Annotated in this window: 29 protein-coding genes, 1 rRNA gene and 1 riboswitch; of the genes, 3 read left to right on the top strand and 27 right to left on the bottom strand. The window is 51.5% G+C overall.

Annotated elements, in window-relative coordinates; genetic code table 11:
- Positions 1–101: 101 nt before the first annotated feature.
- Both MKX42_RS00795 and pth read right to left on the bottom strand, forming a co-directional pair.
- A complete protein-coding gene (locus MKX42_RS00795) occupies positions 102–332 on the bottom strand; it encodes an anti-sigma-F factor Fin family protein (protein WP_340750471.1) in 231 nt (76 codons plus the stop codon).
- 90 nt (positions 333–422) lie between these two features.
- Positions 423–983, bottom strand: a complete 561-nt coding sequence (gene pth / locus MKX42_RS00800) for an aminoacyl-tRNA hydrolase (RefSeq protein WP_340750472.1) — start codon at positions 981–983, stop codon at positions 423–425.
- An 85-nt stretch (positions 984–1,068) separates the two neighbouring features.
- On the opposite strand from pth, the gene MKX42_RS00805 reads away from it, so the two are divergent.
- Positions 1,069–1,275, top strand: a complete 207-nt coding sequence (locus tag MKX42_RS00805; protein WP_379254216.1) for a hypothetical protein — start codon at positions 1,069–1,071, stop codon at positions 1,273–1,275.
- A 105-nt stretch (positions 1,276–1,380) separates the two neighbouring features.
- On the opposite strand, the gene MKX42_RS00810 is transcribed toward MKX42_RS00805, so the two are convergent.
- The 13 genes from MKX42_RS00810 to MKX42_RS00870 all read right to left on the bottom strand — a co-directional run bounded on the left by MKX42_RS00810 (position 1,381) and on the right by MKX42_RS00870 (position 14,203).
- Positions 1,381–2,334 (bottom strand): ribose-phosphate diphosphokinase, encoded by a 954-nt coding sequence (locus MKX42_RS00810; RefSeq protein WP_019914487.1) that lies wholly within the window; start codon positions 2,332–2,334, stop codon positions 1,381–1,383.
- Positions 2,335–2,442: 108 nt separating this feature from the next.
- A complete protein-coding gene (gene glmU, locus MKX42_RS00815; protein ID WP_340750474.1) occupies positions 2,443–3,843 on the bottom strand; it encodes a bifunctional UDP-N-acetylglucosamine diphosphorylase/glucosamine-1-phosphate N-acetyltransferase GlmU in 1,401 nt (466 codons plus the stop codon).
- Between the two features lie 244 nt (positions 3,844–4,087).
- Entirely contained in the window at positions 4,088–4,375 is a 288-nt protein-coding gene (gene spoVG / locus MKX42_RS00820; RefSeq protein WP_036696395.1) for a septation regulator SpoVG, read from the bottom strand.
- A 209-nt stretch (positions 4,376–4,584) separates the two neighbouring features.
- Positions 4,585–5,412 carry a pur operon repressor gene (gene purR / locus MKX42_RS00825; protein WP_036723965.1) on the bottom strand — a complete coding sequence of 276 codons (828 nt, stop codon included), beginning with the start codon at positions 5,410–5,412 and terminating at the stop codon, positions 4,585–4,587.
- Positions 5,413–5,577: 165 nt separating this feature from the next.
- A complete protein-coding gene (ispE, locus tag MKX42_RS00830) occupies positions 5,578–6,432 on the bottom strand; it encodes a 4-(cytidine 5'-diphospho)-2-C-methyl-D-erythritol kinase (RefSeq protein ID WP_340750476.1) in 855 nt (284 codons plus the stop codon).
- A 157-nt stretch (positions 6,433–6,589) separates the two neighbouring features.
- Positions 6,590–6,769, bottom strand: coding sequence for a small, acid-soluble spore protein, alpha/beta type (locus MKX42_RS00835; protein WP_036696389.1), 180 nt, complete (start codon positions 6,767–6,769; stop codon positions 6,590–6,592).
- Positions 6,770–7,094: 325 nt separating this feature from the next.
- Complete coding sequence (gene veg / locus MKX42_RS00840; protein ID WP_036696386.1) at positions 7,095–7,370, bottom strand: biofilm formation stimulator Veg; 276 nt, start codon at positions 7,368–7,370, stop codon at positions 7,095–7,097.
- 270 nt (positions 7,371–7,640) lie between these two features.
- Positions 7,641–8,549 (bottom strand): sporulation peptidase YabG, encoded by a 909-nt coding sequence (gene yabG / locus MKX42_RS00845; RefSeq protein ID WP_340757588.1) that lies wholly within the window; start codon positions 8,547–8,549, stop codon positions 7,641–7,643.
- 74 nt (positions 8,550–8,623) lie between these two features.
- Positions 8,624–9,508: a 16S rRNA (adenine(1518)-N(6)/adenine(1519)-N(6))-dimethyltransferase RsmA gene (gene rsmA, locus MKX42_RS00850; RefSeq protein ID WP_340750478.1), complete on the bottom strand. Its 885-nt coding sequence runs from the start codon at positions 9,506–9,508 to the stop codon at positions 8,624–8,626.
- Entirely contained in the window at positions 9,505–10,056 is a 552-nt protein-coding gene (gene rnmV / locus MKX42_RS00855; RefSeq protein WP_340750480.1) for a ribonuclease M5, read from the bottom strand. Before rnmV ends, rsmA begins: the two co-directional genes overlap by 4 nt.
- A 161-nt stretch (positions 10,057–10,217) precedes the next feature.
- Complete coding sequence (locus MKX42_RS00860; RefSeq protein WP_340750482.1) at positions 10,218–11,378, bottom strand: 3D domain-containing protein; 1,161 nt, start codon at positions 11,376–11,378, stop codon at positions 10,218–10,220.
- Positions 11,379–11,666: 288 nt separating this feature from the next.
- Positions 11,667–11,896, bottom strand: a riboswitch (cyclic di-AMP (ydaO/yuaA leader).
- Positions 11,897–12,095: 199 nt separating this feature from the next.
- Positions 12,096–12,866, bottom strand: a complete 771-nt coding sequence (locus tag MKX42_RS00865; protein WP_340750484.1) for a TatD family hydrolase — start codon at positions 12,864–12,866, stop codon at positions 12,096–12,098.
- Between the two features lie 53 nt (positions 12,867–12,919).
- Positions 12,920–14,203: an HD domain-containing protein gene (locus tag MKX42_RS00870; RefSeq protein ID WP_340750486.1), complete on the bottom strand. Its 1,284-nt coding sequence runs from the start codon at positions 14,201–14,203 to the stop codon at positions 12,920–12,922.
- A 275-nt stretch (positions 14,204–14,478) separates the two neighbouring features.
- Here MKX42_RS00870 and MKX42_RS00875 point away from each other — a divergent pair, with 275 nt between their 5' ends.
- Entirely contained in the window at positions 14,479–14,733 is a 255-nt protein-coding gene (locus MKX42_RS00875) for an AbrB/MazE/SpoVT family DNA-binding domain-containing protein (RefSeq protein ID WP_019914502.1), read from the top strand.
- A 935-nt stretch (positions 14,734–15,668) separates the two neighbouring features.
- Here MKX42_RS00875 and rsmI read toward each other — a convergent pair.
- The 10 genes from rsmI to MKX42_RS00925 form a co-directional block, all read right to left on the bottom strand.
- Positions 15,669–16,574: a 16S rRNA (cytidine(1402)-2'-O)-methyltransferase gene (rsmI, locus tag MKX42_RS00880; protein ID WP_340750488.1), complete on the bottom strand. Its 906-nt coding sequence runs from the start codon at positions 16,572–16,574 to the stop codon at positions 15,669–15,671.
- A complete protein-coding gene (locus tag MKX42_RS00885; protein WP_340750490.1) occupies positions 16,571–17,347 on the bottom strand; it encodes a tRNA1(Val) (adenine(37)-N6)-methyltransferase in 777 nt (258 codons plus the stop codon). The genes rsmI and MKX42_RS00885 overlap by 4 nt, the downstream gene beginning before the upstream one ends.
- A 135-nt stretch (positions 17,348–17,482) precedes the next feature.
- On the bottom strand, positions 17,483–17,845 hold the full coding sequence (gene yabA, locus MKX42_RS00890) for a DNA replication initiation control protein YabA (RefSeq protein ID WP_036723981.1): 363 nt from the start codon (positions 17,843–17,845) through the stop codon (positions 17,483–17,485).
- A 31-nt stretch (positions 17,846–17,876) separates the two neighbouring features.
- Positions 17,877–18,677 carry a PSP1 domain-containing protein gene (locus MKX42_RS00895; protein WP_036696365.1) on the bottom strand — a complete coding sequence of 267 codons (801 nt, stop codon included), beginning with the start codon at positions 18,675–18,677 and terminating at the stop codon, positions 17,877–17,879.
- Positions 18,678–18,827: 150 nt separating this feature from the next.
- On the bottom strand, positions 18,828–19,802 hold the full coding sequence (gene holB / locus MKX42_RS00900) for a DNA polymerase III subunit delta' (protein ID WP_340750492.1): 975 nt from the start codon (positions 19,800–19,802) through the stop codon (positions 18,828–18,830).
- A 16-nt stretch (positions 19,803–19,818) separates the two neighbouring features.
- Positions 19,819–20,262: a YaaR family protein gene (locus MKX42_RS00905; RefSeq protein WP_036723982.1), complete on the bottom strand. Its 444-nt coding sequence runs from the start codon at positions 20,260–20,262 to the stop codon at positions 19,819–19,821.
- A 5-nt stretch (positions 20,263–20,267) separates the two neighbouring features.
- The gene (locus MKX42_RS00910; protein ID WP_036723983.1) at positions 20,268–20,597 is read right to left on the bottom strand and encodes a cyclic-di-AMP receptor; all 330 of its coding nucleotides are present in this window, start codon (positions 20,595–20,597) and stop codon (positions 20,268–20,270) included.
- Positions 20,598–20,710: 113 nt separating this feature from the next.
- Entirely contained in the window at positions 20,711–21,352 is a 642-nt protein-coding gene (gene tmk, locus MKX42_RS00915; protein WP_340750494.1) for a dTMP kinase, read from the bottom strand.
- Complete coding sequence (locus tag MKX42_RS00920; protein WP_340750496.1) at positions 21,353–23,227, bottom strand: aminotransferase class I/II-fold pyridoxal phosphate-dependent enzyme; 1,875 nt, start codon at positions 23,225–23,227, stop codon at positions 21,353–21,355. It abuts the gene before it with no gap.
- Positions 23,228–23,444: 217 nt separating this feature from the next.
- Positions 23,445–23,630 carry a sigma factor G inhibitor Gin gene (locus MKX42_RS00925; protein ID WP_036696352.1) on the bottom strand — a complete coding sequence of 62 codons (186 nt, stop codon included), beginning with the start codon at positions 23,628–23,630 and terminating at the stop codon, positions 23,445–23,447.
- A 210-nt stretch (positions 23,631–23,840) separates the two neighbouring features.
- Here MKX42_RS00925 and MKX42_RS00930 point away from each other — a divergent pair, with 210 nt between their 5' ends.
- Positions 23,841–24,365, top strand: coding sequence for a hypothetical protein (locus tag MKX42_RS00930; protein ID WP_340750498.1), 525 nt, complete (start codon positions 23,841–23,843; stop codon positions 24,363–24,365).
- A gap of 172 nt (positions 24,366–24,537) precedes the next feature.
- Here the strand turns inward: MKX42_RS00930 and MKX42_RS00935 are convergent, their stop codons facing one another.
- On the bottom strand, positions 24,538–24,957 hold the full coding sequence (locus tag MKX42_RS00935; protein ID WP_340750500.1) for a hypothetical protein: 420 nt from the start codon (positions 24,955–24,957) through the stop codon (positions 24,538–24,540).
- A 263-nt stretch (positions 24,958–25,220) separates the two neighbouring features.
- Positions 25,221–25,337: ribosomal RNA gene (rrf, locus tag MKX42_RS00940) — 5S ribosomal RNA — on the bottom strand.
- Between the last annotated feature and the right edge of the window lie 11 nt (positions 25,338–25,348).

Consider the following 25,348-nt stretch of genomic DNA (forward strand, 5'->3'; position numbering starts at 1 on the left):
AGCGGCAGCGCCGCTGTCACCTATTATAATTGGAATCGAAAACAAGCCTCAGCGGATAAGGCCAAGGCTTGCGGATGACGATAGAGACAGGCGCTTCCACCTTACTGAAGCGGACTGGCCAGCAGGCTGAGCTCAGGGTTGTTATCCAGCGCCTGCTTGCAGTAATCGCAGGTCACCTTCACCGTAATCTCGCCTTCTGAATCATACGCTATTATATCTCTGCGCTCCGCAGGGGTCAAGGATTGCAGCCCCAGCTGCATCTCTGTCATATCGCTTCTGCCAATGCTTCCCAAGAACGTCCGGCAGTGCCTGCATACATAGTGTATTGCCATCTATATGCCTCCTGAAGGTAGTATATACCTCCAGTATGCCCCGCCCGGGAGGGCTTTAGCCGTAGGGTCCTGAACCCTATGCCTTGTATTTCATCCGTTGAATTTGGCCATGGTCTGTTCAAAGGTATGCTGCAGGCTGAATTCCACAGCATCGCAAGTATCACTTATCATGCTCTCAAGCCTTGCTCCATCCTTTTTGGCGAAGGTAGATAGTACGTAGTCAACTATAGCAAAGCCCGGCTCCGGACGGGATATGCCCATCCGCACCCGGTTGAAGCTCTGGGTGCCCGTATGCTGAATGATGGACTTGATGCCATTGTGTCCGCCGGCACTGCCCTGATAACGCAGCCTGATCTTTCCCAGTTCCGTATCCAGGTCATCATAGACCACAATCATATCTTCCAGCTGTACCTTATAATAATCCATATAAGCCCGTACCGCTTCCCCGGACAGGTTCATGAAGGTCATCGGCTTGATCAGCACCGTCTTCACACCACCGATTATCCCTTCACCGATTACCGATTTGCACTTATTCTGGTTAAAGGCAATTCCGTGTCTGGACGCAAGCTCATCGAGGGCCATGAAGCCGACATTATGTTTGGTCTTCGCGTATTGCGTTCCGGGATTCCCGAGTCCAACAATCCATTTCATATTTAAGGTTTTTCCTTTCCGCCCGGTACTCTCAGCAGAAGAGTTCCGTTTTTGGTACAATAAGTTTATACTCCGGAGACAGGTGATGAACATGCCACATCAGGGCGATATCTTAACACTGCAGCGCCATTTCCAGTACCATATTCAATATGCTGTGCCTGTTGAAGTCTATAGGGGGAACGCGCACGTAGACATCGGTGTGATTACAGCGGTGGACGAAGGCTTCGTAGAGCTACAGGGTACGCTGTACAACCGCAGTCTCTTCACTTTTATCTCCCGTCCGGGATATTGAAGCTTATAAGATCCTCGGTCCCGGCCGCTGTGCATCACGCCGATAAGGGTTACATCTTCCGCTTGACGAAAGGTGTAACCCTTTTTCTGCTGATCTGCCTGCGGCCTATTCGATTTCGAACAGCTTGCTGATCGAAAGCTCTTCATGCACGCGAATGATAGCTTCGCCCATAAGCGGTGCTACGGACAGCACCTTGAGCTTCGAGGTCGGGTTGCTGCTGCGAATTGGAATGGTATCCGTCACGATAATTTCTTTGATCGGAGAGTTTTCCAGACGTTCATGCGCCGGACCGGACAATACAGGATGCGTACAGCAGGCGTAGACTTCTTTCACGCCGCCTTCCATCAGAGCATTGGCTCCCAGAACGATTGTTCCTGCTGTGTCGATGATATCATCGATCAGGATCGCCGTTTTGCCTTCAATATTACCGATAATGTTCATGACCTCACTGACGTTCGGTTCAGGACGGCGCTTGTCGATAATCGCCAGCGGAGCGTTAAGGAAGTCGGCCAGTTTTCTGGCACGCACCACACCGCCATGGTCAGGAGAGACGACCACCGGATTCTGAATTTGCTTCGAACGGAAGTATTGAGCCAGAATCGGAACACCCAGCAGATGATCCACAGGAATGTCGAAGAAGCCTTGAATCTGCATCGCATGAAGGTCCATAGTAATGACGCGGTGTGCACCCGCCTTCTCAATCAGGTTCGCTACCAGCTTGGCCGTAATCGGATCACGGGAACGGGCCTTACGGTCTTGACGGGCATACCCGTAGTAAGGAATCACGACATTGATGCTCTTTGCGGAGGCACGCTTAAGCGCATCTACCATCACCAGGAGCTCCATCAGATTGTCGTTCACCGGTCCGCAAGTGGACTGTACGATATAGACATGACAGCCCCGGACACTCTCCGACAGCTTAACCTGAATCTCTCCGTCACTGAAGCTGGTCGTATGGGACTCGCCCATAGGAATGCCGATATAATCAGCAATCTGGCTGGCCAGCTTAGGATTGGAGTTGCAGGTGAAAATCTTGAGTTTGGAATCACAATAAGTCATAAAATATAAACCCTCCGTGACGGAATTTAACTGGCCAAAGCACCGGCGCGGATGTGCAAAAAGTCCGTCCGGCGCTCTAAGCCTACAGCTGCTTTCTGCTTATACGCTTTACGATGGACTATGCTGGTCTTTCTTCGCCTTGGCCCGGGAGCGGATCTTCTCTGCATAACCCGGCTTATTCTCTTGCCTTGCTCTGGCAATCGCCAGATCGTTCTCCGAAACCGCACGCGTAATAGTAGAACCGGCGACAATGAATGCGCCCTTGCCCACTGTAACCGGAGCAACAAGGTTCACGTTGCTGCCGATAAAGGCATCATCGCCAATCTCAGTTCTGAACTTATTATAGCCGTCATAATTAACGGTGATCGCACCGCAGCCGATATTGACATTCTTGCCGACCTCAGCATCACCGACATAGCTTAAATGAGATACCTTGGAGCCGTCGCCGATTGTAGCATTCTTGATCTCTACGAAGTCGCCGACCTTAACACCCTCACCCAGAACGGTGCCGGGACGTAAATAAGCAAAAGGCCCAACGGAAGCCCGTGTGCCGACCTGAGCCTGATTCAGCACGGAATGCTTCACAGCCGCTCCGTCCATAATCACGCAGTCTTCAATTTCACTTGCCGGACCGATCACACAATCTTCGCCGATCACTGTCTTGCCCTTGATTACCGTGCCTGGATACAGCACAGTATCTGCTCCAATCTCAACCTCTGCCCCAATGTAGGTTGAAGCCGGATCAATGATAGTGACTCCGCCGAGCATATGCCCCCGGTTGATGCGCTGACGCATATAGCCTTCGGCTTCAGACAATGCCAGCCGGTCATTCACACCAATGGACTCCGCTGCATCATGGGCCTGATAACCCAGAACGATATCGCCCTGCGCCCGGAGTATGCCGATAACATCCGTCAAATAATACTCCTGCTGGTTGTTGGTATTCGTAACCTTCTCCAGAGCGGCAAAGAGCTTGGCATTATCAAAACAATACGTCCCTGTATTGATCTCTTGAACCGCAGCTTCACTCTCTGTACAGTCCTTCTGTTCCACAATCTTCAACACTCCGCCGTCTTCGCCGCGGATAATCCGGCCATATCCGGCAGGCTGCTCCATAACAGCAGTAAGGACTGTTGCAGCAGCATTCTGCGTTTCATGCAGCGCCATCATGCCTTCAAGTGTCTCGCTCATGACAAGCGGCGTATCTCCGCAGATAACAATGGTGGTTCCTTCTTCACTGCCCAGAAGATCCTTGGCCTGCTTGACGGCATGGCCGGTTCCAAGCTGGACATCCTGCAGCACATATTCGGCATCTTCGCCTAAATATGCCTTAACCTTCTCGGCGCCGTGGCCTACAACAACTACATTACGCTGGCATCCGGTCGCCTTCACTGTATCAAGCACGTGCCCTACCATCGGTTTACCGCAGACAGGGTGCAGCACCTTGTATAATTTAGATTTCATGCGCTTGCCTTGACCTGCAGCAAGTACAACAGCCATTCTTTTCAAGAATGCCAACCTCCTACTTCTTGAACTCACTACTGAATATATCTCATTCCGGGCAAAAAGAAAAGAGAACCATGCAGGCATGGTTCCCTTTTCTTCGAACCCCAATAAAATCACCCCACAAAGTGAGGCTTAGGTTCCGAGGCTGACCCAGGTACTTTGCGGGGACCCCGAAACATATAAAGCGGTGTGGGCTGGTGCCGCCCTTGGGGAGGCAGCAACTCCCAGAGAGTCAGCGGTTCACCGCTTAAGCTCCCTCTTCAATAACTTCCTCTTCTTCCGTAGCGGCACGTTCGTACTCGGCCAGAACCGCAGATTGAATCTTTTCGCGCGTTCCCGAAGAAATCGGGTGTGCGATATCGCGGAATTCTCCGTCAGGTGTACGCTTGCTGGGCATTGCAACAAACATCCCGTTATTCCCGTCGATGACGCGAATGTCATGAACAACAAACTCGTTATCGATTGTAATGGATGCGATTGCTTTCATTCTCCCCTCAGAGTTGACGCGGCGGAGTCTGACATCCGTAATTTGCATGTGTGTGTTCACCACCTTTTTCCATCAGAGACTTGGTGTATAATTCCACACAGCAAAGCGAATTCCTTCTTTTTCATTCCAAATAATGCCTGATTAAGAAGATTATTTTCGCAGAACCGTCAATTTCGACAGATTTCGTGCAGTTATCTTAAGAATCCTCATAGTTTCGACATTATGCCCTATTTTTCAGAACCGGCCATATCACTCATTCAGGAGGAGAAATAGTTGCCCGGAAACGCCGAAATACGCCGCACCTTGGAGTCCACCTCTGTCAGCTTCACCAGAGACACGTAGTCATGCAGTAGACGTTCTTCATTCTCCACGTCGCCGGACTCTACGAGCACACCTACACCTGCGACCTCTGCATTGAACTCACCCAGCAGATCGACCATTCCGCGTACGGTGCCGCCCGCCTTCATGAAGTCATCGACAATCAGCACCCGGGATTTCTCACGCAGCGCCCGTCTGGACAGGGACATCGTATGGATGCTCTTATGGGAGCCTGATACATAGTTGATGCTTACAGCTGAGCCCTCCGTTACCTGATGGTCACGGCGTACCAGCACAACCGGCAGCCCCAGCTGAGCAGCCGTTGCGTACGCCAGCGGAATCCCTTTGGTCTCCACCGTCATGACGACGTCAATCTCCACGCCGTAGAAGGCTGTAGCAATGATCTTGCCTGCCTGCTCCATAAGGGATGGAAGGCCGAGCAAATCCGACATATACAGATAACCGCCGGGCAGAATCCGGTCACTCTGCTCAAGCTGCCCGCACAGACGGTTCACGAAGGCAAGCGCCATATCCATGGGCATGCGCGGAATATACCGCACTCCACCCGCTGCCCCGGCCAGTGTCTGCAGCTCGCCCATCCCTTCGCCTTCAAATACCTCTTTTATAATAGCCAGGTCCTCGCTGACCGATGACTTCGCCGCACCGTACCGCTCTGCAAAAGTGGACAGCGGCAGCAGATCATGCGGCTTCTCCAGTAAAAATTGGGTCATGTCAACTAACCGTTGGCTTCGTTTAAGTTTTTTCACGGAATGCTCCTCGCCTTATAAGCTGAATTTAAGAATAATGCATGCTCGATTCTTAAATTCACTTTATACAAAACCGAATATTACTATGAATAATATCATTATTGTACGGATTTACACAAGCGGAAACCGCTTTGCCGCCGTTATCAGAGCAGGGTCCCGTTCCGCTTAGCTAAGCGAACGCACTGCATAGACTTCCTTACAGAATCCGCGCAGCCCGTTATAAATTCTCGCCACCTTGGAGTGCTTGGAGACAAGGCCAAATACGGTCGGACCGCTCCCCGACATCAGCACGCCGTCCGCCCCCAGCTTCAGCATCGCTTCCTTGAGCTGCTGCACCTCAGGGTGCAGCTTCAGAGTCACATCCTCCAGCACGTTGCCGAGGCCCTCACAGACGGCTGAGAAGTCACCGGCCTCCAGAGCCTGCTGCATGCGGAGCGCGGACGGATGCACCGCTATGTTGCCGGCGCGCACGCGTCCGTATACCTCAGCTGTTGATACATTGATCGGCGGCTTCGCCAGGATGACCCACATTTGCGGCGGATTCGCGATTTGGGTTAGCTGTTCGCCCCTGCCCGTAGCCAGGGCAGTGCCTCCTGTGACGCAGAACGGGACGTCTGAGCCCAGCTCAGCGCCTAGCTCCTGCAGCTCTTGCACCGGGATGCCCAGGCGCCAGAGCCGGTTCAGGCCGCGCAGCGTAGCTGCGGCATCGCTGCTGCCGCCGGCGAGGCCGGCAGCGACCGGAATTCTTTTGTCCAAATGGATATGTACTCCGCTTCTGACGTTATACCGGTCCTTGATCAGCCTTGCCGCCTGGAAGGCCAGATTCTTCTCATCCAGCGGAATATATCCGGCCTGGCTTGAGATAATAATTGAATCCCGCTTCAGCTCCGATAGCTCCAGACGGTCCGCCAGATCGACCATTGTCATTATCATTTCCACTTCATGAAATCCGTCAGCCCGCTTATGCAGCACATCCAGCATCAAATTAATTTTTGCCGGTGCCTTCTCATACATTTTCAAGGCGTTCACCCACCCTCAGCTTTTCCCGTACAAAACAACTTAACATATTATATGAGAAACTGACAGTGAAGTCCATTAAATAAACATCCGTGTTTATAAAGCAGAAAAGGTACCGCCCGCAGGCGATACCCGGTGCGGCATGAACCGCTATAGCAACTTACGATTTCCTCGCAGCGGCCTGCTCTGCCAGCTGAATCGCCCGCTTCACCATATTCCCGGCGTCGACTGCCCGAATCCCGCCCCAGCCCTCCTGCTCTACCGTTTCGTAGAACCCAAGCTCCTTTGCCAGCTCCGTCTTCAATTCCTCCGACATCATGCTCCGTCTTCTGCGGCTCATTACGAATTCCTCCCTTGTATGCTGCTCTATGATGGACGTACTGCCTATGTAGTATGCAGCCAGGAGGCCAGTGTCATGCAGCATAATTCAGGAAGACCCCGTACATGCAAGTGGAAACGGCTTAACCGTCCTTTAATAGGACGGTACCGTTTCAGCGAGAAATAGAAGGATAATTTATCGTGTGCAACATATAAATTCTTATATTTCAAAATAACCCCACAAAGTGGGGCTTTAGCGTAGGTGATGACTCAGGTACTTTGCGGGGACCCCAACACATAAAAATTCTATCAAAAAACAGCCCCCCTGCAGGGAGACTGTCATGACGCTAAGCTTTGATATACATAATCCGCATCTGCCCATCGTCTTCGGTAACTGTGATTTCCACAGATTCAGTAAGTATATCGGCATAGCTATAGGAGACACGCTTGAATGTCTGCTGCTCCTGATCGAGTTTGACAATAAATACAGAAGGGTACGTTTCTTCCAGGACACCGGTGCGTTCAACGGTCTTCCGACGGCCACCGTTAGCCCGCAACGTGATCTTATGACCGACGTGAGCTTCAAGACTGCGTTTAATTTCCAACAGCGCGTTATTAGCCATTGCCTGACGACCACCTCTTTCCTTGTCCATTATACAACTTCTATAACCACTTGTCAAATTAAATAAATAATTATAGATGATGAGAAAAAAGTTGTCAACGGATTTTTTTTAGACGGGGAAAGTCCTGACCTAAGCACCTTGTTATCCGTAATGGTGACTGGCTGCTCTCTGGCCCATCTTGTGTCGTAAGCGGCTTCCGTGGCAGCAAAAATAGGATAAGCACGAATGCTTACCCTATTCCATCGACCTGTTCAGTTATCCCTTGCCCGGTTACAGCACCGAAGGCGCTACCTTCAGCGTAGCCAGGTTCTGCAGCTGAGGCATTCCGATCCGGAAGCTGCCCCGCGTCTCTATTCCGCCCATCCCCTGATTGCCGCTGATCGTATGGCTCAGTACATCGCTTAGGTTCACCGTATCCCGGATGGAGGTAAAAGAGGCCTTGGCCGCGATATACACCGGGTCCAGGGCATGAATGAGTATTCTGCCCGGGGAGCTGGCGAAGTTGGCACCATTGCCCAGGAGAGCCTCAAAGTGCGACTGGCAGGCTCCGGCTACGATCGTCAAGGCATCGAAATTCCGTTCGTACTCCCGGGCCACCCGGATGGCTGCCACAAAATTCTGTGAATTCTTATAGCTGCTCAGACTGTACAAATCATAATTCTGCTGTTGCTTAAGTACTCCATCATGGCCGGTAATCACTACGATATCCGGACGCACACGGGGCAGCAGACGGTACAGCGTCTCTGCCATTTTGGATTCGTTGACATGATGTCCCTCCGCAGGTATGCGCAGCTGCTCGTAGAGGCTCAGGCTCTTCTTCAGATAGAGCGCATCCCCATCCAAATGCAGGACCTTGCCCGGCACTTCAAAGTAAGCCGCTTCCTTCGGAGACGGGCCCCAGGTTCCCGTGGACCCCGATACGCTTTCTCCGCTTCGCTGGCTCTGGATCTGCCGGTCTTTACGCAGCCAGGTTAAAGATTCTGTTGCCTTGATCTGCGCACGCGCTCCCCGCTCAGTAACCCGTGTAGGAGGCACCTGAACCAGATCCTCCAGCGGGGAATCCGCCAGCAGACGGAACTCCGTGCCTTTAATGACTGCTCTATTCTGCATTATATTGTCTACCCGAAAGGTCACATCGCCGCCATAGGATTTACGAATGACCAAGTCTCCTAGATTCATCATAACACCACCTCTACCCCATGTTATGGGCAAAGGCCCCGGTTGGTTCATCCGCCGGGAGGGTTTTCTGTATTCTATGCAATGCCTGCGGCCAGAAGAACCGCACTGAGACGGGCATACTCTTCAATGCTAAGCGTCTCGCCGCGCCGCGAGGGTTCAATGCCGGCTTCGGAGAGCAGCGCCTCCAGGCGCTCCCGCCCTTCTTCCGGGAAGAAGCGGGCCTTAAGATTATTGGCAATCGTCTTGCGCCGCTGGGTGAAGGAGGCTTGAACCACACCAAAGAAATGCTTCTCGTCCGCTACCTCCACCGGAGGGCGTTCTCTGACCTTCAGCCGGATCACAGCCGATTCCACGTTCGGCTGCGGGATGAACACCGTACGCGGCACCATACAGACCAGCTCAGGCTCGCTGTAATACTGGACGGCAATACTTAAGCTGCCGTACTCCTTGCCGCCTGGAGACGCCGCCATACGCTCAGCAACCTCCTTCTGGATCATGACTACGATATTATCCAGCGGCAGCTTCTCCTCCAGCAGCTTCATGAGGATGGGTGTAGTCACATAATAAGGCAGGTTCGCTACGACACTAACCCGGTCCCTGCCCGCGAAATCCTCAGCGAACAGCTCCTGCAGATTCACCTTCAGCACATCGTCATTACGGATCTTCACATGGGCATAAGGCGACAGGACATCCCTAAGAATCGGAATCAGCCTGCGGTCAATCTCTACCGCAGTGACAGCCCCGGCCGTCATCGCCAGCCGTTCCGTCAGTGCTCCAATCCCCGGCCCAATCTCAAGCGCACCGGCTGTGCTGTCCAGACCGGCGGCATCCACGATTTTATCCAGAATATTCTGATCAATCAGAAAGTTCTGGCCCAAGCTTTTTTTGAAGGAGAATCCGTAACGCTGTATTATCGCTTTGGTTCTTGTTGGGGACGAGATATTCTCGATACCGCTCATGAAGTAATGCCTCCCTGATCAATTTGGGCGAGGGCCTGCGCGAATTCTTCGCGGGTAATGCCGAACATCGCCAGACGTTTGTACAGCTGCTTGCCATTGCAATAACCGATACCGAGCAGATTACCAAGCTGCATTCTGCGCTCAGCCGCCCGGGGATGCACCATCAGCCCTGCGGCCATGAGTTCATCCAGTCCGATGATAGCCTGTGCCCCCTCGAAGGAGGTATGTACATGCTCCAGCGCATGGCGGATAGCCTCAGGCGAAGCATTCTCTATTCCGATATCGCCTTTACGGGTGGCATCCTTCTCCGGGATGAAGGCATGCTTGCAGCCCGGCACCTTGGCCGCGACGATTTTGCGGATTCGCTCTCCGGCATGATCCGGGTCGGTAAGAATGATTACACCCCGGCGCTCCATGGCCAGCTTGATCTTGGCAATGACCCTGCTATCCACTGCCGAACCCCCGGTTTCAATCGTATCGGCCTCAACCGCCCGCTTAACGGCAACGGTATCACTTTTCCCTTCAACCACAATTAGCTCTTTAATCATAAATAATTTTACTCCTTACTCCAGAACGCAAAAAGAAGAGGATTCGCTCCCCTTCTTTTTGGCTAAAGAATGTATAAGTGATGAGCGGCAGCTCTCTAAAATTCCGTAAGTGCTTCCCTCACTATATCGTATTAACCGCTAATTTGCAAAAGACTTTACGTTTAGTTCAGCTCCGGCTTCACAGGTCCGATCACATAGAGTGTGCGCGACTTGCGGCCGAAATTACGGGCATGGCTCAGTGAATCGTAATAGACATCCACCTTGTTGCCTTTAATGGCACCGCCGGTATCCTCTGCTCGGCGAAACCCTAATCCTTCAATGTACACCCACCAGCCAATTGGTATAATACTAGGATCTACAGCTATAGTACGGCCTTCCGTTACGCGTGTGCCGGAGGCAGTACGTGTTCCAATACCCGGTTCCTGCGACGAATACGCGGTCATGGATACGTTTTTGATCATTCTTTTGTACTCGAAATCCACACCAGCCTTACTGGTAATATTGCTGGCCTTTGCGCTGGCTTTAGATGACTTGGAGGTTGTTACAGGTTTGGAGACTTTGGCAGTAACTACGACGGGCTTAGGAAGCGGCTTGGTTCCAATGGCAATGACTTTGTCCTTGGTAACCGTCTGTACTTCCTTGCCGATCATGCGCATGGATGCCAGCTCGCCATCTTGATAGATCTTCTCGATGTGCTGGATCATTACGCCCGGCTTACCTGCCTGTGCCACTCTTACGGTTCCCTTGGTCAATGAGGGGTCTGCTGTCTTAATGACCCGGAAAGGCAAATTAGTTGTCCGTTGAACCACATGCTTGTTAATCCGGACAATTTTGATTTCCATGTCTGCAGATACTGCGGTGTCTAGCGAAGGGTAAATCTTGTCTAAGCCTTCCAGGCTGTAGCCCAGCTTGCTGATGGCCTGACCAATGGTATCCTCGGTCGTAAATAACGTCTCGGTCTTTCCGTCTACGGTAAGAGCGAGCTTTTGCGCAGTGTTAATCACGATACGGTCGCCGTCTTTTATTTCATCACTAAGGCCAATAGATAATTCATCATGCGCCTGCAGCGAAATCTGTTCCTTAGCCAGCACATCACTGAACAGCGTTTCCCGCGTCTCCAGTTTCTGTACCTGTCCGTCTATTACTAGGGTAATTTCTTTTTTGCTCTGACCGTGTACGTACAGCAGTATTAACAGTGCGATAACAATCGATGCCACACCGGCAAGTAAAACTACGCGGGGATTCACTTGCTTCAACCGTAATGCGAAAGACCTGCTGGATGATTGCGAATCATGGGATACCTCTGGTTGGAATACGCCCACTCTTTCCATCCTCCTTACATAGCCCCGTCGTCCAAGTTATATCAAGGTAGACTGTATCACTTCTGACGAAACTAGGTTTGAGTTTGCAACAGGATACGCCCGCACTTGCTTCAGCGTTTCCTGCTCATGGATCGCCTGCTCGGCATAGTTACTCCGGAGATCTGTTATATAACAGTATGCCGGGAGCATTCTCATTATTCAAAACAAAAGAAGCCTAAAAAAGAGTTCATAGAGGACTCTTTCGTGGCTTCCCGGTGTCGAATACGTCGGAATGCTTATGCACGAGGTTTCCTCTCTTACTTGCGCTTACGGGGTTAGCTGTCGGGTTCGGACATAAGAGAGACGCCCTATCTCAGGTCACCCGCTCACGGCGGTTGCCCTCAAATTCACCCCAAGACCACGTAAAGAAATCAAATAATGCCTGCGGCAATTCTGCGGTTGCACTCTTGTACGTTCATGCGGCAGAGCATTATTGGTTCCCCCATTCTCCGCTTCCGGAGACTCAGCGAGACGATCCATGAAATTAGTGACTGTCACAGTTACAACAGCTCACTGCACTGAAAAGATGATATCCTGTTTTGATACATGTTGTAAAGGACGATTCAACCACGTTTACGTAAAAAAATGATTAAAATATTGTAATAATCGGCCATTTTCCCATTATAAAAGTTTAATATATCCGCTATACTTCATTTTTCACCGCTTTTACTCCCGTTTTCAGAGTATCCCAAATCGTTCCAGTGCGTTCGCATACGTAATTTCCGCCAATTCCTGTAATTCAATCCCTTTTATTGCCGCGGCCGCCTCCGCTACCAGCCTCACATGAGCGGTCTCATTTCGCTTGCCCCGGAAGGGGTGCGGAGTCAGATATGGGGAGTCGGTTTCGATCAGCAGCCGGTCCAGCGGCGTCTGGGCAAGCACCTCTTTAGGCACCCGTGCATTCTTGAACGTAATCGGTCCTCCAAAAGAAAGATGGAAGCCCAAATCAAGACACATCTTGGCACTTTCCCAGCTACCGGAGAAGGAGTGCATTACGCCGCCAACCTCGCCTGCCTTCTCCTCACGGAGGATGCGGATCACATCTTCATGAGCATCGCGGTTATGAATACAGATTGGCATCTTCAGCTCACGGGCCAGCCCGATCTGCTTGCGGAATACTTCATGCTGCACATCCTTGGGGGAGGTGTCCCAGTAGTAATCCAGCCCGATCTCACCAATGGCAACCACCTTGGGATGAGAGCACAAGGAAGCGATCCATTCCAAATCTCCGTCCTCCATCGTGATGGCATCCTGGGGATGCCAGCCAACGGCTGCATAAATATAATCATACTTCTCGGCAAGCTGCATAGTCGTCGGTATCGTGTCCCGGTTAAAGCCGATGTTGATCATCTTACTGACGCCGGCTTCCAGTGCCCTGGCAATGACCTCTTCGCGGTCTTCGTCGAATTGTGGAGCGTCCAGATGGGTATGGGTGTCGAATAACTGCATTACATTACATCCTTTCGGCCTGTTATTGTATCTATAATTTCAAGCTTGATCTGTTATTTGGCAAAAATCTCTGCGATGGATGGCGGCAGCTGTGGAAGGGCTTTCTGCAGCCTGTCCTGCGGAAAATACAGATGGTGTCTGCCGCGGTGAATACCGCTGATCGAGCGTACAATATCCGAGACCTCGGAGATTTCCCTCAGCCGCTCATGCTTGTCCAGAAGCAGGATCTGCTTGCTGTCAAAGCCGTCTCCCGGACGGAATACATCATAGGGAAGATCGGTGGGATAATCAATTTCCAGGTCATAATCGGGCCGGAGTCCTGCACCGGCAAAGCTGCGGCGAATTTCGTCAATCATGTCAGAATCCAAATGCTCCATCTCCACATATTTATACAGTTTACGATGGATAAAGCGGCTGCACAAGTCGCTCAGGATATCATCCTCCTCCAGCGTCCACTGCATGAAAGCAGTCTGCATCAAGGCTTCATCCAGCAGCAGATACTGCCTTACCGTTACCTCTCCGCTGAACAGATCACTTAAAGGCTCGATCATGAAGCGGAAGGCATGCTGCTGCTGCATCAGCTCCTTGGCCCGGCGGAGAATCTGTCTGAGAATAATCTCTGAGCTGCGGGTTACCGGATGGAAATAGACCTGCCAGTACATCTGATACCGCGACATCAGGTAATCCTCAATCGCATGCATCCCCGATTCCTTCACAACCACCCGGCCGTCATAAGGACGCAGCATCCGCAGAATCCGGTCGATGTCGATGGTTCCGTAATTCACTCCTGTATAATATGCATCCCGGAGCAGATAATCCATCCGGTCAGCATCCAGCGGTCCCGACACCAAATTGACAACAATTTCATGCTCATAGGTTTTGGAGATGACCGAGGCTACTTTACCGGGGAAATCTTCAGCCACATCACGCAGAATAGCAGTGACCTCTGTATCTTCCAGAATGATACGGCAGGTCCAGTCTTCATGATCCATTTCGAAAGCTTCTTCTATAGAATGGGAAAAGGGGCCATGCCCCAAATCATGCAGCAGTGCCGCACACAGGGTAAGCAACCTCTCCTCCGGCATCCAGTCCTTGTAGCCGCTCCGTTCAAACTGGGAGATAATCCTCCGCGTAATCTCATATACCCCCAGAGAATGGGAGAACCGGCTGTGTTCCGCTCCGTGAAAGGTCAAATAGGAGGTGCCCAACTGCCGGATGCGCCGCAGACGCTGGAACTCCATAGTATTGATCAATCTCCAGATAATAGTGTCCTGTACATGGATGTAGTTGTGAACCGGGTCCTTAAATACCTTCTCTTCTGACAGCGGTTGCTTCATGAAATCATCTCCTTTTCTTGTTTTATATAATATATTGTCGCTCTTTGTCGAATATTAGCGATTCATACACTGCCAAATCGACAAACATCTTAATAAGCTATTTCAGAGTGATTTGCCCGATCAAACGCGAAATAAATGTGGTCTCAAAAGATTCCTTAAAATTAGCCTGAAAAAAGGTTGACTGTTTTGGGAATGGTTGGTATTATAAATATCATAAAACAGTGAAGAATGTCGAATAATGACGCTTTTGAACATTGAGAGGAGCAACGATTGTAATGATGAAATCAACAGGAATTGTACGTAAGGTAGATGAGCTTGGACGGGTCGTTATTCCAATTGAATTGCGTCGCACCCTGGGCATTGGAGAAAAAGATGCGCTCGAAATTTACGTGGACGGTGAGCGGATCATGCTTAAGAAATACGAGCCTGCTTGCATTTTCTGCGGCAATGCTGAGAATGTAACTTACTTCAAAGGTAAAATTGTTTGTCATGAATGCATTTCGGCTATCCCTACCCCTGTGACAAACTAAAATAAATAGGGTATAATAGGAACTAATCCAATTGTTAATTCTAACCTTTTTATATCTCCTTGGCCTCCCGTTCGCGCGGGAGGTATTTTTTATGTGTTGTTTTCGGGGACTTTCCCCGGAACCCCTTTTTATTTTTTTAAAATCTACTTCCCAAACCCCACATCTACTTATTAAATCTCTGGTTCTTACCCTCCCAAACCCTCCCTACAGGGAGGGCCCCAAGGGCCCCGGCCCTCTGGACACCCGGAAGCTTGGCGGATCTCTGCAGCTGGCGCGGAAGGAAGCAGGGATTGACGGTGGACCGGCCCTTCTCGGCCTCCCTACGGTGATCCCTCAGACCTTGCCATGCGAAGGGTTTCGCCATTGTCAGGTTGCCTATGGCAGCTGCGCCGGGTGGTCTCGTGCCACTGATCTGCGTAGACCCGCTCTCCCTGCGGGAATCGCTTTACTTTAGAGCGACTAGCGGCTTGGGTGCTTGATGGTTACTGGCTGCTGACTTTCTTTTGTGCCAGGACGCGCTCTCCCTGCGGGAATCGCTTTACTATGGAGCAGCTAGCGGCTTAGGAGATTTGGATAACTGTATTCCGTACAGCTATTTATTGCTAAATCATCCATCTGATCATTATAAGTGTACTTTGTACACTTACATCCATATAAATCCTCTACATTATTCATTTTCCTATACATTTAAATGTATAAACTACAACTATAACAAATAAAAGGAATGATTTGGCCCATATAATTGTATAGAATACATTTATTTCATTGGGTGATCAGATGAATAAACCCATTTTTAGGTTTTTACTGGAATTATACCTTACCGCTTAAAACTGTTCGGAATTGGAATAATTACGACTGGCGAATTTGCTCTAACGGACCGGAGATAACGGACCGCAGGGGGCCGTTACGCCGAACCTTTCCGGCACAGCAGTGTTCTAACTCCGCTCCAGGAGTTCATTATAAATATCGCGCTTGGACAAGCCGCGGTCAGACGCTGCCTTTTTCATCGCATCCTTACGCGTTAAACCTGAAGCCTCATAGTGGGCTACATGCTCCCCAGTACTAAGCTGACGCCACCACGAAGACTCGGCCAGCTCGGCCTCCTCTTTACTCTCTCCCTCAAGGACAATTACGTACTCTCCAAGCGGGGGATGCTCCTCCAGCCAGGCCAGACATTCCTCAATGCTTCCTCGCAGGAACTCCTCATACCGCTTAGTCAGCTCACGCGCTAGTGTGATCCGGCGGTTGCCGAAGGCCTCCTGCAAATGAACAAGGGTCTTGGCAACGCGGTGCGGGGACTCATAGAAGAGGAGTGTCCCTTGGGCAGAGCGCAGAGGTGCCAGAACGGCACGGATATCTTTTCGCTCCCTAGGCAGGAAGCCAATGAATGTGAAGCTGGCCGTAGGCAGTCCTGAGGCAATCAATGCCGACAATGCGGCATTTGCCCCAGGCACCGGAATCACCGGAATCTGATGGCTGACAGCCAGAGCCACCAGATCGGCACCAGGGTCGGAAATCGCTGGCAGACCGGCATCGCTGACGAGTGCCAAATTTTTACCTTCTATTATATAACGTATCAGCTCCGGTCCACTGGCAGCCTTGTTATGCTCATGATAACTGAACAGCATGGACGGTGTAATTTCAAAATGGCTCAGCAACTTACGCGTCTGCCTCGTATCCTCAGCGGCGATAATATCGCATTCCTTCAGCATGCGCACTGCCCTGTAAGTCATATCCTCCAGATTGCCGATCGGTGTAGCCACCAGATACAGGCACCCGCATCCTTCGAGCTTCGCTCCGTCATGGTTGTTTTGAAAGCTGCTTTGGCATTGTATGGTCATTGGCTCGTATCCTCTTTGTTCCCGTAATAAATATCCATAATCTCAGGGCAATATTGATTGTCCTCATTATATACGATTAAAGGCGGTTGTAAACGCACCTCCGGCTTCCCGTCTCGTGCAGCCTCGATCAGAACCATATTCGCTTCCAGATGGGCGCGGGGATGCACAAAGCGGATCAGCTTCGGCTCCAGCCGGTGCTTCCGCATCAGACTGATAATATCCACGAGGCGCTGCGGCTTATGCACCATGCTGACTTTGCCTCCGGTACGGACCAGCCGGACACAGGCCTGAATGACCTCCTCCAGGGTACAACCGATTTCATGGCGGGCCATTGCCTGATGGGAATTCAGCTTCAAATCACTCCCGTTCAGCGGCATATAAGGGGGATTCACCGTGATCGCATCATATACACCATAGCCGGCTGTAAGATGAAGCTCCCGCAAATCGCCCTCATGAATCTGCACCCGCTCCTCCAGACCGTTAAGCGATACACTACGCCGGGCCATGTCTGCCAGACGGGGCTGAAGTTCGATTCCTTCAATAGAAGCCTTCGTCCGTGTAGTCAGTAGCATAGGAATTACTCCGTTACCCGTACACAGGTCAAGCACCCGTCCGCGCGGCGGTACACTGGCGAACCGTGCCAGCAGCACGGCATCCATCGAGAAGCTGAATACTTCGTCACTCTGGATAATTCTCAGATCATGGGTGAGCAGGTCATCGACCCGTTCTGCTTCATGCAAGGGTACAGGTGTATTGTTCATTGAATGGGTCATTGTAATGTAATCTCCTAAAAGTTTTTGTTGAGCATATGCTTCAATCTGTATATTCTTCGAAACAAAACTTGCTTCGGAAGCATAGCCTTACATTCAAAAAAACCGTAGGCGACAATCTCCTACGGCTGGATATCCTCATTTATTAAGAAAAGAAAGGCAGAACAGACAATCGCCTTCCGTCCGCAAATGCCCAAAGTAGACATTGCAGATGTGGAAGCCTTCGTGATACAGCCGGGCCAGGTTATCGTAGCCTTCCCCGACAACCTCCTCTTTCCCTTCGGCAGCAAGTATAGCCTCCGCCTCCGCAGACAGCGCGGCCTTATCTACAGGCGCTTCCCTTTTCAATATGATACGAAGTTGCTCGTTCTCCAGACTCAGCTTCTGATTCGCTTCCATCAGCTCTTTGACCGTCTGCTTCCAATCGCCCAGAGTGGTGCGCATTTCATCCATCTGCGCTTCCATCTCCTGCATGTGTGCAAATATATTTTTCTTCTCCAAGTTTCCACCCCGAAAGTAACCTTATAATGGTTTACTTGACGACAACATCATCCATTGGAAGTTCTTTAACTTTGCCCACTTCAAACAGCTGCACATGAACCGTGCGGCTGCCGGCATTGATACCGACCACCTTGCCGTCACCCAGTGAAGTAACGACCATTTTGCCTACAGCCGGCATTTCTTCCTTCGTGCTCTCATAATTATCATGCTCAAACTTCAGACAACACATCAGCCGTCCGCATAATCCCGAGATCTTGGTCGGGTTAAGCGACAGATTCTGATCCTTCGCCATCTTGATGGACACCGGCTCGAAATCACCAAGCCAGGAGGAGCAGCAGAGCACCCGTCCGCATGGGCCTAATCCGCCCAGCATCTTGGCTTCATCACGCACACCAATCTGCCGGAGCTCAATGCGGGTACGGAAAATACTGGCCAGGTCCTTCACCAGCTCGCGGAAATCCACACGGCCCTCGGCCGTGAAATAAAAAATAATCTTGTTGCGGTCAAACGTAAACTCCACATCCACCAGCTTCATTTTGAGGCCATGATCGCGGATTTTATTTAAACAGGTGGTAAAAGCATCCTTCGCTGCACCCTTGTTCTCTTCCACCACGCGCGCGTCGGTCTCGCCGGCAATACGCATGACTTTCTTGAGCGGCAGTACAACGTCAGCTTCCTGCACCTCTTTTTTGCCAACGACAACCTTACCGTATTCGACCCCTCTTGCAGTCTCAACAATTACGCATTGATCGCGTTCAATCGGGAAATCAAGCGGATCGAAATAATATATTTTACCCGCTTTTTTGAAGCGGACACCTACTACGCTGTACAAAAATTAACCCCCTTGTTTGACGGTAAAGGAACCCTTAAGCAAGACTGCTTCCCTGATGATCCATGCTTGTCCTTCCTTGTCCGCTATACCCGATCTTTCCAGGTGCTGAGGATTATATCCCGGAGGATCTATGATAAATAACCCGAACCTTTAGCTTTCCAGCCGGATTAAAAACTGCTCCAGACACAGCTGGGCATTGGCATTGGAACGAAGCTTCCGCTTGCTCTCCGCCGCATATTCCATATAAGCCACCCACTGCTGCGTACTCCTCTGACGGGCAGCCCTCGAAATAAAGTCTAACTGATCTATGAAAACGATACTTTCGTGCTTTCGGTACAGGAAGTAGAGCATATCTTTGAACCATAAGTGGAACATGCTGAATAGAGTATCCAAATGTTCACCAAGTCCGGTCTTGAACAGCTTCGAACCTGCGGTTGCCACCGCAGTGCTGCCCTTGCCCAGAGACTCCTTCGCTAATTGTAACACTAGATTTCTCATTTCTGCAAACCAATTCTGTGCCAAAAGTTCCCTGCAGCCGTCAAGACCGGCCGTCAGCGATACTGCGCATCGCGCCAGCGGCACCGGAACCCCTTCGCCGGACAACGCTTGCAGCATAATATCCGGATGCAGGGGGCTAAACGGAATGCGCTGGGTTCTGGACTGGATCGTCGGAAGCAGGGAACTGCTGTTATCCGAGATCAGAATGCCAACCGCCGGGGCAGGCGGCTCCTCCAGAAATTTCAGCAGACTATTGGCGGCTTGCACCGTCATTTTGTCCGCTCCTTCTATAATATAAACCTTCGGATTAATCCCTTCCGAGCGGTAGGAAAAGACACGCTGAAGCTCACGAATCTGATCGATCTTAATACTGGCCCCGTCGGGACGCAGCAGGGTTAGATCAGGATGATTGCCATGCTCCACCTTGCGGCATTCCAGACACTCTCCGCAGGCATCATCCTTGCTGGCAGTACAGAATATCGCCTGGGCGAACGTCAGTGCCATCTTCACCTGCCCACTGCCTGCCGGGCCCGTGAACAGATAGGCATGGCTGACAGTATCCTTGCGCAAGGCATTCTGAAGCAGCCGCTTGGCGTCCTCCTGGCCTAATAGTTCATGAAAAGACATAGGTACCTCCAAGTTGTCAGAAAGAAAGGTTAATCAGCAGCCCGCGGATCTCTCCAACCCGTCCCAGGAGGTCGATCCGGCCCTGCTCGCTATCCAGCAGATCATCTGCCATATTCAGCAGGGCGGCATCAACCTCCTCAAGCAGCTTGTAGCGTTTGCCGCGGCCCCGCCGGTCCCAGCCTTTGGTGTCCTTCAGGATCACTCCGCGGCGGGCCGTCTCCTCCAGAAACCGTTTGATCAGGTTCCGGTAGATCGACAGCTCACGTACAGTCATGGATTTGGAGAGCCGGTCTCCTTGCAACTGGATATCTTTAATCTGACGGTTCAACTCATCTATAGTTTTCTGCTGGCTTTGCTGTTGAAATACATCGTTGAAGTTTTTTTGCTGGACCGGCCGTCTCTCAGCCTCCGTGGTCAGCATTTCGCTTTTTAAGGGCCTGTAGCCCGGGTTGATCTTCATTATGCTCAATAATGCTCGAAACGATCGACGGGAAGTACGAATACGGTAGCTCCGCCTACCTGCACTTCGACAGGAAGCGGCAAATAAGAATCTGTCGTGCCGCTCATCGGCGTGACCGGAGTGACCAGTTGCTCGCGCACTTTGCAGCTGTTACGGATTACACTGAGTACGGCGTCTACCTGAATATCATCTACCCCAATTAAAAAGGTAGTGTTACCCGCACGGAGAAATCCGCCTGTACTGGCCAGCTTGGTGGCACGGAAGTTCGCCTTCACCAGTTCACTGGATAGCCGGTTGCTGTCTTTATCCTGGATAATTGCAATGATCAAATTCATCTTCGTATCCCCTCCTGTTAGTTATGTTCACAGTCTTTTCGCACAGCATTCATCAATCTGCAGCGAAGCCCTGTTCAATCATTATACCTCTATTGTTTATTTGACAAAACACCTTAGAAATCCTTTAATATCCTCTCCTTCAGTACACGTACAATATCCTGCTCCACCATATGGATAGGGCGATTCGCATCAAGCACCACAATCCGCTGCGGATCGGAACTTGTAACCAGCTCATAGCCAGCTTTCACCTTCTGATGAAACTCAAGGCTCTCCAGATCCAGCCGGTTCACTTCCCGGTTCTGATTGGCGGCAATCCGGGACAGGCCCACCTCAGGATCTACATCCAGGTAAAAGGTAAGATCGGGCATTCTCCCGCCAGTCGCAAACCGGTTAATCCCCCACACCTCTTCGATGCCCAGCCCTCTGGCGTACCCTTGATAGACCAGGCTGCTGTCTACAAAACGGTCGCAGAGCACGGTAATTCCCTCCTGCAGAGCAGGCTCGACTACCTCCGCCAGATGCTGGCTTCTTGCTGCCGCATACAGGAGTGCCTCTGTCCGGGCATCCATAGCCGTATGCGCCGGATCGAGGATAATAGAGCGGATCTTCTCGGCAATCTCAATCCCTCCCGGTTCACGGGTGATTAAATAGGGCATGGAATGGTTCTGCAGATAAGCTGCCACCCTGCCTAGTACAGTTGTTTTGCCGGAGCCGTCGCCTCCCTCCAGAGTAATGAAGAATCCTTCTCGCTTCACTTATACTTCTCCGCCCTTCTGAATGTTGTATACCTTAATATGCTGTAAGGCCGGATCAGCACAGGCCTGGAATTTCGCCCCGCCTGTTCGCAGGCGGATAAGCCTGTCACAGACGGACGCTGTAATGCTCTCTCCGGCATATAGGAGCGGAATGCCTGGCGGATAGGGAATAACCATCTCTGCCGCAATCCTGCCCGCACTTGCCTCAAGCTCTATGCTCTCTGTCTCACCGGCAACCACCGGCCGGGTAGAGAACGCGACCGGAGCCGATACTGCTGGAATATCGAAATTGTTCCACGTGGAAATGTTACCAGAGAAGGCTGAGTCCCCTTCTCTGCTATTATATGACGCTGCCTGGGCTGCGGTCCATGTACTGGAGAAGGATTCTCCGCCTTGGGGAGCAGGAGCTGCGGTGTCCATGTAAGTAGACCGGCCAGGTCCAGCGGTAAGATCTAGACCAGAGACAGGGTCAAGATCAGAGATATGATCATATCCGGCGCTAGGTTCAGAACCAGCGCCAGGTTCACGGGCAGTCACAGGATCAGCACCAGCGCTAGGTTCAAGACCAGTGACAGGATCAGCGCCAGCAGTAAGATTAAGGTCTGAGGAGGCTGCGGTTCCGCCTGTCTGCGGTGCTGCCAAGGTAGTCTGCGCTGCAATGTCATGCAGCGCTGTCAGCAGCTCCGCTGCCTCTTCAGCCTTCGAGCCGAGGCTGAAGGCCAGAACCACGTGCCGGTCATCGCTCATCTCCGGCACGATTCCCCTCTCTTCGAGCCTGCGCTGCAGCTCGAAGCCCCCCAGGACCCCTGCGGCGTCATAAATGACCGCCTTAAAGGGGTCCTGGGTCACGTACGCCGCCCCGCGCAGCGGCGGCGTATTCACTCCTGCGGCGCCCGCCTCGCCGCAGACAGGCTGCTGCAGCGAGGCCGGCTGCAGCAGCCCGAAGCGCGGCAGCGCCGCCAGGCCGCGCCGCAGGACATCCACGGCGGCGAGCCCCGCCGTGAAGGCACCGGCGCCCTGGCTGTGCAGCAGGCGCCGGGCCAGATCGAGCGAAGCCATCACGGGGTATGATGGGCTGGAGCTCTGCACCATGGCCAGGCGCTGCCGCAGCAGCACGCGGTCAAGCCATGGCCCCTGCACATGCAGCATGGCGCCCATCGTCAGCGCCGTCAGCATCTTATGCGTGGATTGCACCACGCCGTCCGCGCCCCCCGCAAGCGCCCCGTCCGGAAGCGCCGGGTGCTGCCCGTAATGCGCCCCGTGCGCCTCATCCACCAGCAGCGGCACGCCGCTGGTGTGACAGGCCTGCGCGAGGGGCGCAAGGTCAATGCCCATGCCATAGTAGTTCGGCATAGTGACCAGGACGCCTACTGCCTCCGGATAGGCATTCAGCCCCGCCTGCACCGTCTCAGCAGACGGAGCCACGGCGAGTCCACTGCCCGGATCAATCTCCGGCTCCAGGAAGACTGCACGCGCTCCTGCCAGCATCAGTCCATGGATTACAGACTTGTGGACGTTGCGCTGCAAAAGAAGCAAGCTTCCGGGCTCAGAACAGACCGTCAGGATCAGAGCCAGATTACCCGCGGTGCTGCCGCCCACCAGCATATAGCTCTCCTCCGCTCCAAAACAGTCTGCGGCCAGCTCCTGCGCTTCTCTTATTACCCCTTCCGGATGATGAAGGTCATCCGTTCCGTTAATTTCCGTCACATCGTAACGCATCACTTCCGCGAGATACCCCGCACTCTCTGCACTGACAGTACTCCGGTAAGCCTCCCCGTTCTTGTGACCCGGTACATGATAAGATATATTACCCTTAAGTCTATATTGTTCCAGCATTTCGTATACAGGTGCCCTGCCAGGCTGTAGCTTGTCCATAGAATCTTCCTTCCCTGGGGGTTACCATCTATTTTAACGCAAATATACCCAAACGCCTATCAATTCCGCAAAGGGCCCCACAAGCAATAAAACGGCTCCCCTCACCCGGTCAGGGCGGAGAAGCCGTTAAGAAGAACTTTGTATTTGCAGCCAACGCGACACAGATTCACCGCCCGCTCTTTATATGTTGCTTGTTACAGGTATTGCAATTCGTGCATTAAGCATGCATACGCAGATTGATCTTCTTCATCCGGCTAATGAAAAAGTTGTACTTCACATCCTCAGCCTCCGTACGCACCATCTCACTCTCACAGTCCTCACAGATGAAATGCGAGACAATCACAATGCCTTCTTCCTTTTCCTGCCCGCAGATAATGCAGGCCTGCCCGGTTTGCTGTTCCATTTTCATCCCACCTTGACTCTTTTAAGAACAGTATGGTACACCTTCTATCATTTTAAACCTTTTCATAGTTTTTTCCTAATCCTTCATAGCCTAAAATATATATATTCGCCTGCTACCCATTCGGTGAATCTGAGTCCATTGTTTAATAAAACACAGGAACAGGCCGATAATAATAACAAGATAACTTGCGAGGAGGTCCGAATTCCAGGTATGGAACCAAACACCAAAGGTGCCGCTACATTCTATCAATACAAGCTTATCAAAAAAATTACTATTACAGACTTCCTGCTGCGGGTCTATATCACCCTCCCCTTTATATGCCTTGTGCTCGAAAGTGTCTTTCTATCCTGGCTGAGTATCCTGTTCATGATTATAGCCGGACCTGTCATGCTGTGGATTCAGTATGTCATCTCACGCTCTGTGCTGCTGATTAGCGGACACCCTATCGCCAAACGCTGGAGATTGTCCCTGCGTCTGCCCTGGCCCGGTTACATGCCTGATCAATATATCAACTACGGCATCTTCCGCACCGTACAGCTGCATAACCTCTGGATCGGTCTTTGTATAGCCGCACTCTTCATCGTCTGGGCTCCGCCCGCCTTCACGGCTTCGCTGGCGGTATGCCACCTGTGGCTGCTGCTCCCCCGTTTGTATGCGCTGCTGCGGTTAAAAAGTGTAGCCAAAGACGGGATGCTCAAGTTTAATGCGGCAGATGCCTCCTATTACGCCCAGTAATCCCAACCAGATATACATAGCGCTGTATTTAAGCGGCCAAGCATGCACACAAAATAACCCCACAAAGTGGGGCTTTAGCGTAGGTGATGACTCAGGTACTTTGCGGGGACCCCAAAACATATAAATTCTTATCTTTCAAAAAAATCGCCATCCATAACCGGACGGCGATTTTTTATCTGTTTTTCAAGCTTTTGGTTGTGACCTTCTTTTCCTTCGGAATCATCACGATGAAATAGTCATCATGCACGGTCAGATGTACAATAAGTCCTTCTTTCTGAAAAACACGGGAGCTCCCGGAATCGTCTGCTTTCTGTTTCTGCTCTTCCCAGCCCCACGCTTTAATTGCTGCAAGATAAGGCTCCGGCACGCCATTCTTCTCCTTCAACCCAGGCAGAGAGTACCGTACATAGTCCATGGCTACGTTTGTAGTTGTTCTGTCGGGTGAGCTTGCCTCTTTGGGAACGGGGAAGTCTTCCTCATTAAGTGCACCGTTAAAAGTCTCCCATGCCGGCTCCTTCGTTCCGCAACCCGCCAGCATTACTCCGACTATACAAAGAATAACTAATATCCACAAAGGTTGAGTTCGCTTCATACCTTAAATCCTCCTTACCTCTACCATGCATCTAAAGACGCAAGAAAATTCCAAGATAGAATTTATACGTAGTTCATTCGTATTAAGGCTTTTGCTTATTTATTGCACTTTTCCATTATACTTGGAACCATCGCCTCGTCGGTAACAAAAATGTCACTCGTTTGTAAGCGTTTTTATACTAAAACACCCTATCCCTTCCCGCTTTTTATATACGCGGATATACAAAAAAGCCATTGTCGATGATTCGACAATGGCTCATGTGTGCTTGGCAACGTCCTACTCTCCCAGGACCCTTCGGTCCAAGTACCATCGGCGCTGGAGGGCTTAACGGTCGTGTTCGGGATGGGTACGTGTGGAACCCCTCCGCTATCGCCACCAAACGGGCATTTAC

This window comes from Paenibacillus sp. FSL R7-0204, from assembly GCF_038002225.1.
Taxonomy (GTDB): domain Bacteria; phylum Bacillota; class Bacilli; order Paenibacillales; family Paenibacillaceae; genus Paenibacillus_AQ.

Excerpts from the sequence above, each read along its gene's own strand:
- MKX42_RS00910 (WP_036723983.1), bottom strand. The coding sequence starts at position 20,597 with ATGAATTTGATCATTGCAATTATCCAGGATAAAGACAGCAACCGGCTA.
- MKX42_RS00920 (WP_340750496.1), bottom strand. The coding sequence starts at position 23,227 with ATGGACAAGCTACAGCCTGGCAGGGCACCTGTATACGAAATGCTGGAA.
- MKX42_RS00905 (WP_036723982.1), bottom strand. The coding sequence starts at position 20,262 with ATGAAGATCAACCCGGGCTACAGGCCCTTAAAAAGCGAAATGCTGACC.
- MKX42_RS00805 (WP_379254216.1), top strand. The coding sequence starts at position 1,069 with ATGAACATGCCACATCAGGGCGATATCTTAACACTGCAGCGCCATTTC.
- yabG (WP_340757588.1), bottom strand. The coding sequence starts at position 8,549 with ATGAATCTAGGAGACTTGGTCATTCGTAAATCCTATGGCGGCGATGTG.
- MKX42_RS00925 (WP_036696352.1), bottom strand. The coding sequence starts at position 23,630 with ATGGAACAGCAAACCGGGCAGGCCTGCATTATCTGCGGGCAGGAAAAG.
- MKX42_RS00885 (WP_340750490.1), bottom strand. The coding sequence starts at position 17,347 with ATGACCCATTCAATGAACAATACACCTGTACCCTTGCATGAAGCAGAA.
- MKX42_RS00870 (WP_340750486.1), bottom strand. The coding sequence starts at position 14,203 with ATGAAGCAACCGCTGTCAGAAGAGAAGGTATTTAAGGACCCGGTTCAC.
- MKX42_RS00935 (WP_340750500.1), bottom strand. The coding sequence starts at position 24,957 with ATGAAGCGAACTCAACCTTTGTGGATATTAGTTATTCTTTGTATAGTC.
- MKX42_RS00875 (WP_019914502.1), top strand. The coding sequence starts at position 14,479 with ATGATGAAATCAACAGGAATTGTACGTAAGGTAGATGAGCTTGGACGG.
- rsmA (WP_340750478.1), bottom strand. The coding sequence starts at position 9,508 with ATGAGCGGTATCGAGAATATCTCGTCCCCAACAAGAACCAAAGCGATA.
- rnmV (WP_340750480.1), bottom strand. The coding sequence starts at position 10,056 with ATGATTAAAGAGCTAATTGTGGTTGAAGGGAAAAGTGATACCGTTGCC.
- MKX42_RS00865 (WP_340750484.1), bottom strand. The coding sequence starts at position 12,866 with ATGCAGTTATTCGACACCCATACCCATCTGGACGCTCCACAATTCGAC.
- rsmI (WP_340750488.1), bottom strand. The coding sequence starts at position 16,574 with ATGACCATACAATGCCAAAGCAGCTTTCAAAACAACCATGACGGAGCG.
- veg (WP_036696386.1), bottom strand. The coding sequence starts at position 7,370 with ATGGCTAATAACGCGCTGTTGGAAATTAAACGCAGTCTTGAAGCTCAC.
- MKX42_RS00930 (WP_340750498.1), top strand. The coding sequence starts at position 23,841 with ATGGAACCAAACACCAAAGGTGCCGCTACATTCTATCAATACAAGCTT.
- MKX42_RS00810 (WP_019914487.1), bottom strand. The coding sequence starts at position 2,334 with ATGACTTATTGTGATTCCAAACTCAAGATTTTCACCTGCAACTCCAAT.
- MKX42_RS00835 (WP_036696389.1), bottom strand. The coding sequence starts at position 6,769 with ATGAGCCGCAGAAGACGGAGCATGATGTCGGAGGAATTGAAGACGGAG.
- holB (WP_340750492.1), bottom strand. The coding sequence starts at position 19,802 with ATGTCTTTTCATGAACTATTAGGCCAGGAGGACGCCAAGCGGCTGCTT.
- pth (WP_340750472.1), bottom strand. The coding sequence starts at position 983 with ATGAAATGGATTGTTGGACTCGGGAATCCCGGAACGCAATACGCGAAG.
- spoVG (WP_036696395.1), bottom strand. The coding sequence starts at position 4,375 with ATGCAAATTACGGATGTCAGACTCCGCCGCGTCAACTCTGAGGGGAGA.
- MKX42_RS00795 (WP_340750471.1), bottom strand. The coding sequence starts at position 332 with ATGGCAATACACTATGTATGCAGGCACTGCCGGACGTTCTTGGGAAGC.